This window comes from Metapseudomonas boanensis, assembly GCF_018704125.1.
Taxonomy (GTDB): Bacteria; Pseudomonadota; Gammaproteobacteria; order Pseudomonadales; family Pseudomonadaceae; genus Metapseudomonas; species Metapseudomonas boanensis.
The window spans coordinates 122,358-134,976 of sequence record NZ_JAGTIS010000006.1; the positions used below are offsets into that span (position 1 = coordinate 122,358).

The window sequence follows — 12,619 nt, forward strand, 5'->3', positions numbered from 1 at the left end:
TCCATTTTTCCCAAAGTACGACCCCAAGGCGTCGCCAGCTCTTCCGGTAAAGCAGGGGCTTGGCGTGTCGACGATCACTCACAACAACAAAAGCCCGCACTGCAGCGGGCTTTGCAAGCGATGGTGAATCATGGGACAGCTCAGCCAACTCCCCCTCAATGGCGTCAAGGTCATCGACTTCGGTCAGTACATCGCCGGGCCCGCCGTGGCCATGATCCTTGCGGATCTCGGTGCCACGGTCATCCATATCGACCCCCCCAGCGGGCCAATGTGGGATAGCCCGGCCAACGCCGTACTCAACCGCAACAAGTACTGCCTGCAGCTTGATCTTAAGTCTGTCCAAGGTCTGCAAGACGCCAAGGCGCTGATCGCCAGCGCCGACATCCTGATCGAAAACTTCCGCCCGGGCGTCATGAAGCGACTGGGTCTGGATTTCACCGAGTTGCGCCGCCAGCGCCCCGAACTGATCACGCTGTCCATCCCGGGCTTCGCCAGCAACGACGAGTTGCGCCGCGACTGGCGTGCCTTTGAGTCGATCATCGCGTCGGCATCCGGGGTGTTCACCGACATGGGGCAGAATCGTGTGCTGATGGGGATCAACCCGAGCTTCTCGCCGCTGCCGCTGGCCTCGTCCTACGGCACCATGCTGGCCGTCTCGTCCGTGGTGCTGGCCCTGCAAGCTCGCCAGCGCAGCGGCCAGGGCGATGAAATCGAAGTGCCTCTGGCTTCTGCCGTGATGGAGGGGCTGTCGTACAACTCGATCAAGATCGATGGCTATCCGCTGCGCTACAAGACGCTGCGCGAGAAGGAAATCGAACGCCGCCGCGCCGAGAACCTGCCCATGAACCTCAGCTACGAGGATCTGCAGGAATACCTCGACCCGTTCTACCGCACCTATGAATGCGCCGATGGCCGCAAATTCTATGCGGTGTGCCCGTCGCACCGTTCCCACGCCAAGCGTTGTCTCCAGGCCATGGGGCTGTATGAGGAAATGCTCGCCGCCGGCCTGCCCAAGGTCGAAAACCCTTATCTGCCGATGGAGCAGTGGGAGGGCGATGCCTCGCTTGGTGTCTATCCGCTGCCAGCGCACTGGGCCCAGCGTATCTCGACGCGCATGAAAGAAGTATTCCGCACCAAGACCGCAGCAGAATGGGAGAAGATCTTCGGTGAAGGCCAGTTCCCGGGAGCCCCGCATCGCTCCACTCAAGAATGGCTGCATGATGAGCATGCCAACACCGCCGGCCTGGTGGTCGAGGTCGATGATCCGCAATACGGCAGGATGAAGCAGCCGGGTGCGATCAGCTGGCTGGAAGACAGCGCCGCCATGATGCTGGCCCCCAGCCCGCGCCGCACCGTCAGTGTCAAAGAAGCCCTTGCCACCCTGGCCGAGTGTGTGTCACCCCCCCTGCCTGCTCCCGCCGAAAAGGCCGTTGGCTGGCTGGACGGGTTGCGTGTCCTCGACCTGACCAACGTCATTGCTGGCCCGCACTCGGCTTCGTTCCTGGGCCGCTTCGGCGCTGAGGTGATCAAGCTCGACCCGGCAACCCCCAATTACGATCCGTGGAATACCGTGGTATTCGGCATGTCCTCGGCGCGTGGCAAGCAAAGCATTCTGGTCGACCTGAACCAGGCCGATGGCCGTGAGGTGTTCAACACCCTGGTGCGTTCGGTGGACGTCATCGTGATGAACGCACCTGATCGGCAATTGGCGCCCTTGGGCCTCGATGAAGCCAGCCTGCAGGCCGTGAATCCCGGGGTGATCTTCTGCCAGCTGGACTGCTTTGGCGGTCCGCGTCGCGGCCCGCGTACCGATTATCTGGGCTATGACGACCTGATTCAGGCCACTACCGGCATCATGCTGCGTTTCGGTGGTGGTATGGAAACTCCGGAAGAGCACGCCCACGTCGGCACCATCGACGTCATGTGTGGCTTCGCCGCCGCCCTGGGCGTCGCCGCCGCGCTTTACCGCAAGGCGGCAACCGGTCATGTCAGCCGGGCGCGCACCTCCCTGGCGTCGCTGGGCAACCTGGTACAGATTCCCTTCTGTTTCGACTATGCAGGCCGTGGCCCCTTCAATGAGCCCTCCGGCCGTGATGCGGTGGGGTACAGCGATCTGTCGCGTTTCTACCGTACTGCCGACCACTGGCTGTACCTGGACAGCAGTGAGCAGGAACTGGCGCGTCTGGAGCGCGTGGCCGGCCTGGCCGGAATCAGCGCCGCCACCGACCGGGCGGCCTTCCTCAGCCAGGCGTTGGTCTCGGAAACGGCTTCCACCTGGCAGCAGCGCCTGCACGCTGCCGATATCGCCGCGGTGGCGCCGGACAACCTCGACAGCCTGCGCCAACGCTACAGCCGCCCTGCTGACGGTCGCCCTGGCACGGACAACGGCAGCTATTCGTTCAGCGTCTATGCCGATCACCCGAGCGGTCATTGCGTCACGCAGTTGGATCCCTACGCGATCCGTCCGCGCTGTGCGCCCATTCGTGCCCTGCCGCCGGCTGAGAAGTTCGGTGCATCGACCCGCCGCGTGCTGCAGGAATTCGGCTACAGCCAAGCCCAGATTGACGCGCTGATCGAGCGCAACTGCATCAGCGAAAGCTGGAGTGAGGAGTATCTGCCGAGCTAACCGCCCGGTGCCAGTTGTCGCCCTGGCAGGCCGCTGCCCAGCAGGCCGGGGCGATTTCCCCTGAAACGACCTTATGAGAAGCATCATGAATAACAAATACAAAAAAGCTATGCCCGATGTTCATCGCCCTCTCTTCGACCGGCAGCGCTTTCGCGCTGAGTGATACGACGGATAACCCACAAGCTGTTTCCGCGGATTACGGCTGCGGCGGCTATTCAAAGTCAGCCGCTGTTGCCACCCCATAAGAGGATATTTAGCGATGAGCAACATCAACCACGGCTCTGCCCTAGACGGGCGAGTATTCTGGCCCTCAATAGCCGTCATTCTTGGTGTCACCATTCCCCTGGCCCTGTTTCCTGAGTCCGGAAATTTGATCATCAAGCAGTTGTTCGGCTTCGCCACCGGCAATTTCGGTTGGCTCTATCTGATCGCTGGCCTTGGCACGGTGGTGTTTCTGCTGTGGCTCGCCCTGGGTCGCTATGGGCACGTTCGTCTCGGGCGTGCCGAAGATCTCCCTGAGTTTTCCTACTTCAGTTGGGTCGCCATGATTTTCTGTGGCGGCATCGGTATTGCCATCGCCAACTGGGCGTGGGTCGAGCCGATTTACTACTTCGATGGCCCGCCCCGCGGCCTCGCCAGTCACAGCAAGGAGGCTGCCGAGTGGGCGCTCGCCTACGGGCAGTTCCACTGGGGTCTCACGCCCTGGGCCTTCTACTGCTTGCCGGCAATTCCGATTGCCTATTCCATGTACGTTCGTCGTCAGCCAGGTGTTCGTCTCTCGGTTGCCGCGCGCGGGATCTTGGGCGACAAGGCCAACGGTTGGCTGGGGATTCTGCTGGATACCGTTGTGGTGTTTGGCATCGTTGGAGGCGTCGGTACCTCGCTGGGGTTGGCTGTACCACTGGTGTCGACAATGGCTTCGAATGTGCTCGGCCTGCAGCCGTCGTTCGGTTTCGACATGGTGATCCTGTGCCTGTGGACCGGCCTGTTCGGCTTGAGCGTATGGTTCGGCTTGAGCAAAGGCATCAAGATCCTCAGCGACATCAACGTCTATCTGGCGGTGCTGCTGTTGCTCTTCGTTCTGGCCATCGGCCCAACCCTGATCATTATCAACGGTTGGTCCAACAGCTTCGGCCTGATGGTCAACAACTTCGTGCAGATGAGCCTGTGGACTGATCCTATCGCCAAGGGCAGCTTTCCGCAGGACTGGACCATCTTCTACTGGGCCTGGTGGATCGCCTATGCACCGATGATGGGCCTGTTCGTCGCGCGCATTTCCCGTGGTCGAACCATCCGGGAGCTGGTGTTCGCCGAGCTGATCTGGGGCAGCCTGGGATGCTGGGTATTCTTTGCGGTGTGGGGCGGCTACGCCTTGGATCTTCAGCTTTCGGGGGCCCTGGACGTCAGCGCCATTCTGAATCAGCAAGGCATCCCGGCGACGGTGCTCGCGATCCTGCAAACCATGCCGATGGCTAATTTGGTCATCGTGGTCTTCATCTTGTTGTGCTTCGTCTTCCTGGCCACGACCCTGGACTCGGCCGCCTACGTCCTGGCTTCGGTCACTTCGCGCGAGCTGTCCGGTTATGAGGAGCCTCGTCGTTGGATTCGCATCACCTGGGCTCTGCTACTGGCGGTCGTTGGCATCGGTCTGATCAAGGTCGGTGGGCTCAAGGCAGTGCAGACTTCCACGATCATCGTGGCCCTGCCATTGATTCCGGTGCTGGGCATCCTTGCTTGGTCGCTACTGCGCATGCTCGAGCAGGACTTTGGCAAGCGCCTGAGTTCGCCGACGCTTACCGTCGATAGTGTGGCTTCTTCTAGCCAGAGCGCAGCAGCTGCTGAGGGGTCGCACTATGCCTACGGCGCAGCCCCTAGTCCTGCGGCGCCACTGAGTTCAAACCAGTAGGGTAACTGCCGGGCATCGTCACTACCCGGACTGCGCCAAACATTTCTTCGACAACGCATGGGATGGCCTCGCCAGTTCCCCGAGGTCTTCTCATGCCAAAACAACCTGGAGTGCACATGACCAATCAAGTGATACTGCCCCGCATCATGCAGTTAGGTGCCGGTGCCAGCGAGGCTATCCCCAACGTTCTGGGCAGTCTTGGCTGTTCACGGCCGCTGCTGATCACCGACAAGATGATGGTTCAACTCGGTTACGCAGCGCGTATTCAGGATACTCTGGCCGCCAGCGGGCTCAGGGCTGACATTTTTGCCGACACCGTCCCCGAACCCACGGTCGATTCGATTCGGGCCGGGGTGGAGAAGGCGCGCGCTGGCGATTACGACAGCATCATCGCATTGGGTGGAGGTAGCCCAATCGACAGCGCCAAGGCCATCGGCATCCTGGCCAAACTGGGCGGCGAAATGCGCGACTACAAGTTTCCGCGCAACGTCACCGAGACCGGCCTGCCGATCATCGCGGTGCCGACCACGGCTGGAACCGGCTCGGAGGTGACCCGGTTCACCATCATCACCGACGAGCAGAACGACGAGAAAATGCTCTGCGTCGGCATTGGTTTTATGCCCGTCGCCGCGCTGGTCGACTACAGCCTGACGCTTAGTCTGCCGCCGCGTGTCACCGCAGATACAGGCCTCGATGCCCTGACTCACGCCATCGAGGCTTACGTGAGCCAGAAGGCCAACCTCTATAGCGACAGCCAGGCCCTAGCGGCTATGCGCCTGATCGGTCCGAACCTGCGCCGCGCCTACCATGACGGCTCCGACAAGGCCGCCCGCGAGGCCATGATGCTGGGCTCGACCCTCGCAGGAGTCGCCTTTTCCAGCGCCTCGGTGGCACTGGTGCATGGCATGAGCCGGCCGATCGGCGCCTTCTTCCATGTGCCCCATGGCCTGTCCAACGCCATGCTGCTGCCCAGCGTGACAGCTTTTTCCATCCCCGCCGCTGCAGATCGCTACGCCGACTGTGCGCGGGCCATGGGGGTCGCCACTGGGCAGGACAGCGCCGAGCAGGCCAACGCCAAGCTGCTCGCTGAACTACAGGCGCTCAATGACGAGCTGCAGGTTCCGACACCGGCGCAGTTCGGCATCGACCGCGAGCGCTTTTTCCAACTGATGCCGACCATGGCTCAGCAGGCGCTGGCATCCGGCTCGCCGGGCAACAACCCGCGCGTGCCCACGGTTGAGCAAATGATCGAGCTCTACCGCAGCCTCTGGTAGGCCCCATTTCCCAACGTTCAGGCAGCGGCTCTGCGCCCTGTCGCTCACATCTGAGGAGTTACCCCATGAACACAGTAGGACACCTGATCAACGGCCAGATCGTCAACGACGCCGCCCGTCTGCAGGACGTTTACAACCCCTCCACCGGCGAAGTCAGCAAGCAAGTGGCACTGGCCTCCAAGACCACTGTCGAGCAGGCCATCGCCGCCGCCGAAGCGGCCTTCCCGGAATGGCGCAACACTCCGCCGATCAAGCGCGCGCGGATCATGTTCCGCTTCAAGGAGCTGCTAGAGCAGAACGCCGAGCGCATCGCCCAGATGATCGGTGAGGAGCACGGCAAGATCGCCCATGACGCGCTGGGCGAGCTGCAGCGCGGCATCGAGAACGTCGAGTACGCCTGTGGTGCCCCGGAGCTGCTCAAGGGCGAGCACAGCAAGAACGTCGGCCCGAACATCGACTCCTGGAGCGAGTTCCAGCCGTTGGGCGTGGTGGCCGGCATTACCCCGTTCAACTTCCCGGCGATGGTGCCGCTGTGGATGTTCCCGATGGCCATCGTCTGTGGCAACTGCTTCGTGCTCAAGCCGTCCGAGCGCGACCCCAGCTCGACCCTGTTCATCGCCCAGCTGCTGCAGGAAGCCGGTCTGCCCGATGGGGTGATGAACGTGGTCAACGGAGACAAGGAAGCGGTCGACACCCTGCTCGGCGACTCGCGCGTGCAGGCCATCAGCTTCGTGGGTTCGACGCCGATCGCCGAGTACATCTACAAAACCGCCAACGCCAACGGCAAGCGCTGCCAAGCCCTGGGCGGAGCGAAGAACCATGCCATCGTGATGCCCGATGCCGACATGGACAACGCAGTCAATCAACTGCTGGGTGCTGCCTTCGGCTCCTCCGGCGAGCGCTGCATGGCGCTGTCCGTGGCCGTCGCCGTGGGTGATGCGGCCGCCGACGCACTGATCGAGAAAATGCAGGCCGCCATGCAGTCGCTGAAAGTCGGCGCCTACTCGGACAAGAGCAACGACTTCGGCCCGGTGATTACCAAGGCCCATCAGCAGAAAGTGGTCGGCTACATCGACAGCGCCGAGGCGCAGGGCGCGACGATCGTGGTCGATGGCCGCAACCCACAGGTGGCGGGGCACGAGAACGGTTTCTTCGTTGGCGGTACGCTGATTGATCGGGTGAGCCCCGACATGCTCAGCTACAAGGAAGAGATCTTCGGCCCGGTGCTGCAGGTAGTACGAGTCGATAGCATGCAGGCCGCGATGGACCTGATCGATGCTCACGAATACGGTAACGGTACTTGTATCTTTACTCGTGATGGCGAGGCAGCGCGCTACTTTTCCGACAACATCAAGGTAGGCATGGTCGGTATCAACGTGCCCCTACCGGTGCCGGTGGCCTACCACAGCTTTGGCGGCTGGAAGCGTTCACTTTTCGGTGACCTGCACGCCTATGGCCCGGACGCCGTTCGCTTCTACACGAAGCGCAAGACCGTCACACAGCGCTGGCCGTCGGCAGGGGTGCGCGAGAGCGTCTCGTTCTCTATGCCCACGATGAAGTGATCCTGCCCCCTGCATATCCACAATAGTGCTGCTCCCCGGATAACGGGGGCAGCACTCAAAATGCTGATCAGTTAGGGAAACCTGACGAAGGCCAGAATCAATGAAGATTAAATCCAAGCTGCAGGTGAGCTTTCTGGTTGCCACGCTGATTCCAGTATTGGTGGTGGCGCTGCTGACTACTCGCAATGTTACGCAGCAGGCCAGAGAAAACTTTCTGGTATTCAGCAGTCTGGACATGAAACTGGTTAACAGCAGTTTCACCACCTTTTTTGATTCGGTGGGCTACACCGTTTCGGCCTTGGCAGAATACCCCGCAGTAAAAGATGCCAAGAGCGGTGCGCTGAGTACTTATTTTGGTGAGGCGCGCAAGCCTGGCCAGGTCGCCACGTCCAATGGCGGGCGTGAGAGGCAGATTTTCGATTACTTTTTCAGTATCGGTAAGAGCAACCCTACGCTTGGCTACGTCTACATAGGCGATACCCTTGGTGGCCATGTGGAGTGGCCGGGTACCGGCGATTACGGCGATTGGGATCCGCGCAAGCGCGAGTGGTACCGCATTGGCCATGACGCCAACTTCACCCTGGCCCGCCGCGACGGCTATTACTGGGAACCGGATGACGCGGTTTATGTCGCGGTGCTCAGGGGCTTCAAGGATAACGCTGGGGAGTTTTCCGGGGTCGTGGCGGCGGATGTGTCGCTCAAGGCGCTGACGGATATGGCGCAGAAGGTGCGCTTCGGCGAAACCGGTTTTCGGATCCACCGTCTTGCGCTCGCAGCGAGAGGCGAGGTACTCCGGTGTCTTGGCAATGCGTCGCGCTACGTCGCGAGCAACCTCATGGATGCTGCGAACGGTCTTGCGGTTCGGCGTGTTGGGGCAGCACTTGGCTTTCAGCGGGCAGGTGGCGCAGTCAGCTTGGCTGGAGCGGTAGATGATGGTGTTGGCCTTGGTCACCCGCGATCGTTGCCGGGTGAAGGCGCGCCATTCACTGCGTAGCGGTTTGCCGGTTGGGCAGCGGTATTCATTGGCTGCCTGACTCCAGTGAAAGTCGTGGCTGGAGAAACTGTCGTCCTTGCGCTCGGTCTTGTCCCACACCGGCACATGCGGCTCGATGGCCTTCTCTTCGACCAGCCAGGCCAGCATCGGGGCCGTGCCATAGGCGGTATCGCCGATGAGGCGTTCCGGCGTGAGGTCGAACTGCGCTTCGACGCGCTCCACCATCGTTTTGGTCGACTCGACTTCGGCGGTCCGATGCGCCGGCGTGGCTTCCACATCCAGGATCACGCCGTGCGCGGTGTCGATCAGGTAGTTGGTGGCGTAGACAAAGTAGGCTGGGCCACCTGGCGCGGCGGTCCAACGCGCCAGCGGATCGGTGAACGACATCTTCTTGGGGAGGGCTTCGGCCCACGCTTCCTCATCCAGCGCTTCGAGGTACTCGCGCACGGGGCGGCTGCTGAGCGCCGGATCGCGCCAGTCGACTTCATCGCCCGCCACCCCACGTTGCCGGCTGGCATCCGCCTTGATGATGCTGGCGTCGACGGCGAAGCCTGAGCCCTTGATCCAGGCACTGGTCGATGCTGCGCAGGAGGTGTTGGGGCGGGACGTGCTCGTCCAGATTGAACGAGTAGAACAGGCGAGCCTGTCCTCCCGGTAACCGTCCCATCATGCTGCCTGCCCCCATGCTCGCTGAGCGCGTGATTTTGCCGGCGGCATGGGGCGGCCGCTACTTTTTCAGCAGAATCGGCCAAAAGGGGACATTAGGGTAGGAAAAATAGATCTGTCCCCTTTTCGACCGCTTTTCGACCGGCCCATTAGCGACGGCTTCGGCCGCTTTCGGGTGGCCTTTTTGCATTAGCGGGTAATACTTTTCTGCACAGGTGGGCGTGTTGCGGGTGGCGCGCGGAGGTGTGAGGTGAACAAGCTATCAATTGTGGGTGCCGGTATGGTGGGTGAGGCGGCGGCTCAGATCATCGCCCGGGAAGAGTTCTGTCGTGAGTTGGTGTTGATCGATGTGCAGGGTGAGTTGGCAAAGGGCAAGGCGCTGGACGTCTGGCAGGCGGCTGTTGAGTCAGGTTCTGATACCCGGGTTTACGGCGGGTCCAATGCCGAAATGCTGCAGGATTCTGACCTAGTGGTGATTACGGCGGGTGTGCCCCGCAAGCCTGGTCAGTCGCGCCAGGATGTATTGAGTATCAATCTGCCAATTCTCGATAGCATCATGCTGGATATTAATCGTCATGCTCCGGCAGCGACGGTGTTGGTGGTGTCGAACCCGGTCGACGTGCTGACCTATCGGGCTTGGAGTCTCAGTGGGCTGGGACGCGACAGGGTGTTCGGGCAGGCGGGGGTGCTGGATACAGCGCGCATGAAGTGTTTCATTGCCGAGGAGACAGGGTTTTCTGCTCGGGATATCACGGCGCTGGTGCTGGGAGGGCATGGCGATAGCATGGTGCCGCTGATGCGATACTGTGCGGTCGGTTCGGTGCCGCTGTCTCACTTCCTGTCCAGTCAGCAGCTAGAGCGGATTGTGGAGCGCACGCGTCAGGGTGGCGGCGAGATTCTGGGTTTGAAGAAGCTGGGGAGCGCCTGTGATGCGCCGGGCGTGGCAATTGCACAGATGGTGGATGCTATCGCCAATGGGCGAAACCGCATTTTGCCGACGGTCGCGATTCTCGAGGGCGAGTACGGGCGAACAGGTATTGCCATGGGTGTCCCCTGTGTGCTGGCAGCGGAGGGGCTTGTGCGGGTGATCGAGTTACCTCTGGATGCGCAGGAGCAGGCGATGTTCGACCACTCTGCAGATCAGGTGGTGCGTGATATTGCTGAAATGAATGCTTTGTGAGCAGGGGTATATGAGAAAAGGGGACACCCATTAGCCGGCCTCCCCACCTCATGGAGGTGGGGAGGCCGGCTAGATGATTCTCAGATTTATCTCCTTTGCTCTAATCCTGCCCAACCGGCAAACCGCTACGCAGTGAATGGCGCGCCTTCACCCGGCAACGATCGCGGGTGACCAAGGCCAACACCATCATCTACCGCTCCAGCCAAACCGACTGCGCCACCTGCCCGCTGAAAGCCAAGTGCTGCCCCAACACGCCGAACCGCAAGACCGTTCACAGCATCCATGAGGTTGCTCGCGACGTAGCGCGACGCATCGCCAAGACACCGGAGTACCTCGCCTCTCGCTGCGAGCGCAAGAAGGTGGGGATGCTCTTCGCCCTCCTCAAACGGATCATGAAACTCGACCGTTTACGACTGCGTGGCCTGACCGGTGCGACTGACGAATTCACCTTGGCCGCGACGGTGCAGAACCTGCGACGCATGGCCAAGCTCATGTCTCACGGGCCGCCGCTCACGGGATAGGTACGCCTGCCGCGAGCAGAAACCCTCGGATTAACCCGCAAAACTGAGCAAGAACGCTCAGACAAATGCCGAAAGGCAATTCGGAGTGGCTTGCAGCCACTTCCAAAGCTGTCACCCCTGGCCGGCTGGCTACTGCAAAACCGCCTTTTTCAACAGAATCAACCCGAAGCTGCCGGTGGCGGTAGGCAACCATTGGTCAAATCGGAATGATTTCTCCAGTAGTGCCGGCGTCTTTCTAAGGCAGGAAGGTCTCTAGCGATTCCGGGGCTATTCAAGGGGAGACGAACCGCTGATCGCAGGGGTCGTTAATAGCTACGAGGTGTTCGGCTTCGGGCCGAAGTGCTCTCAATCGTCAACTGATAATTGCGGGGATAAATCAGGAGGCGATCGTGAAGCTTGAAAAGCGAAGTATTGAGTTTGTCCCTCACTCTGAGCGCTATGGCGCACCCAGACGGTTGTTCACTATCTGGTTCAGCTCGAATTTCCAAGTGACTGCTCTGGTCGTCGGCACGTTAGGTATCGCCTCAGGGTTGAGCTTCGCCTGGACATTGCTCGGCCTGCTGATCGGCAATCTCGTCGGCACCATATTCATGGCCGCACACTCCGCCCAAGGCCCACATTTGGGCGTCCCACAGATGATTCAGAGCCGCGCACAATTTGGTGTCTACGGCGCTGCGATTCCCTTACTGGTGATGGTCACGGCGGCGGTGCTATTCCTGGCCGCCAGTGGCGTCCTGATGCGCGATGCCTTGAAGGCACTGGTGCCCATCGGCGATGACCAGGCCATCGTGGCGGTGGGCATTCTGACCTTCATTATCGGTTTCGTAGGCTATGAGCTGATCCACCGTCTAGGGGCGTGGATGAGCCTGATGTCAACTCTGGTATTTGCCAGTGCGCTGGCTTTGATCCTGCTGCACCCCAGCGACGCGATATCGACCACGGTAGCAGGCGAGGGCTTTTCGCTGACGGCCTTTAACCTGGTCGTCGCGCAGGCGGCTTCCTGGACGTTAGGTTACGGCCCCTACGTGGCGGATTACTCGCGTTACCTTCCGGCCAATGTCAGCACACGCGCCACGTTCTGGACAACATACTGCGGCTGCGCGCTAGGCTCTTTCGCCATGATGGCCTTGGGCGCTCTAGTGGCCGTTGCGATCCCGGCAGCGCTTGGGCATGACCCTGCAACCGCAATCGCCATGCTGTTCGGCCCCTGGGCACCATTGGCGTTGGGTGTGATTGCGCTCGGGGTGATCCAGTACAACGTGCTCTGCCTGTACAGCGCCTACATGTCTTCGGTGACGATCTTCGGAGCCTTTGGTGGGCTGCGATACGTCACAGCTACTGCAAAAGCGTTGGTGATGGCAGTGCTGACCGTAGCTGCAACCCTGATCGCCATCGCCACCCAGTATCGTTTTGACACCTTCTTTGCAGACATTTTGATTGGACAGCTCTATCTGCTGATCCCCTGGAGTGCGATCAACCTGGCCGACTACTACTGGGTGTGTCGCGGTCACTATGAGGTGGGCGAGCTGTACGATCCCAAAGGTCGATACGGGCGCTTCAATCGACGCACGCTAATGGTGTATGCCGTCTCGATCATCGGCACGATCCCGTTCATGAAGCTTTCGTTCTACAACGGCTTTGTAGCGAACTGGCTAGGGGCCGACATTAGTTGGGCTGTGGGCCTGGTACTCGCAGGGGCGCTGTACTGCATAGTGAACAGCCAGCCCTCAATCAAGCAACATCAATCCCAATCTCCTGTTCCTGACTGATTCCTTGGTGACATGGGCGATACGGAGATGATGAAGTCGATAGCAGCTTGTCCATGGTCTGTTTCTGGCCAAGACCCTGTAAAAACGCAGCAAGCGATGGCAATCAACTGCTGAGTGATTT

General features: G+C 60.7%; 6 protein-coding genes and 2 pseudogenes. 7 read left to right on the forward strand and 1 reads right to left on the reverse strand.

Going from position 1 to position 12,619, the window contains the following annotated elements; translation table 11 throughout:
• Positions 1-130: 130 nt before the first annotated feature.
• From J7302_RS13210 to J7302_RS13225, 4 genes are all read left to right on the forward strand, one after another.
• A complete protein-coding gene (locus J7302_RS13210) occupies positions 131-2,626 on the forward strand; it encodes a CoA transferase (RefSeq protein WP_215375182.1) in 2,496 nt (831 codons plus the stop codon).
• 259 nt (positions 2,627-2,885) lie between these two features.
• Positions 2,886-4,532, forward strand: a complete 1,647-nt coding sequence (locus J7302_RS13215; RefSeq protein WP_215375185.1) for a BCCT family transporter — start codon at positions 2,886-2,888, stop codon at positions 4,530-4,532.
• Positions 4,533-4,648: 116 nt separating this feature from the next.
• On the forward strand, positions 4,649-5,806 hold the full coding sequence (locus J7302_RS13220; protein ID WP_215375188.1) for an iron-containing alcohol dehydrogenase: 1,158 nt from the start codon (positions 4,649-4,651) through the stop codon (positions 5,804-5,806).
• Between the two features lie 65 nt (positions 5,807-5,871).
• Positions 5,872-7,368: a CoA-acylating methylmalonate-semialdehyde dehydrogenase gene (locus J7302_RS13225; RefSeq protein ID WP_215375191.1), complete on the forward strand. Its 1,497-nt coding sequence runs from the start codon at positions 5,872-5,874 to the stop codon at positions 7,366-7,368.
• 754 nt (positions 7,369-8,122) lie between these two features.
• Here the strand turns inward: J7302_RS13225 and J7302_RS13230 are convergent.
• Positions 8,123-9,032 (reverse strand): annotated as a pseudogene (locus tag J7302_RS13230) (transposase); the annotation flags it as partial.
• 246 nt (positions 9,033-9,278) lie between these two features.
• On the opposite strand from J7302_RS13230, the gene J7302_RS13235 reads away from it, so the two are divergent.
• The 3 genes and pseudogenes from J7302_RS13235 (at position 9,279) to J7302_RS13245 (ending at position 12,498) form a co-directional block, all read left to right on the forward strand.
• Positions 9,279-10,208, forward strand: a complete 930-nt coding sequence (locus J7302_RS13235) for a malate dehydrogenase (protein ID WP_215375195.1) — start codon at positions 9,279-9,281, stop codon at positions 10,206-10,208.
• Between the two features lie 107 nt (positions 10,209-10,315).
• Positions 10,316-10,729: pseudogene (locus tag J7302_RS13240) on the forward strand (transposase); the annotation flags it as partial.
• Between the two features lie 389 nt (positions 10,730-11,118).
• Positions 11,119-12,498, forward strand: a complete 1,380-nt coding sequence (locus J7302_RS13245; RefSeq protein ID WP_215375197.1) for a purine-cytosine permease family protein — start codon at positions 11,119-11,121, stop codon at positions 12,496-12,498.
• Positions 12,499-12,619 lie beyond the last annotated feature (121 nt).

Excerpts from the sequence above, each read along its gene's own strand:
- J7302_RS13210 (WP_215375182.1), top strand. The coding sequence starts at position 131 with ATGGGACAGCTCAGCCAACTCCCCCTCAATGGCGTCAAGGTCATCGAC.
- J7302_RS13215 (WP_215375185.1), top strand. The coding sequence starts at position 2,886 with ATGAGCAACATCAACCACGGCTCTGCCCTAGACGGGCGAGTATTCTGG.
- J7302_RS13220 (WP_215375188.1), top strand. The coding sequence starts at position 4,649 with ATGACCAATCAAGTGATACTGCCCCGCATCATGCAGTTAGGTGCCGGT.
- J7302_RS13225 (WP_215375191.1), top strand. The coding sequence starts at position 5,872 with ATGAACACAGTAGGACACCTGATCAACGGCCAGATCGTCAACGACGCC.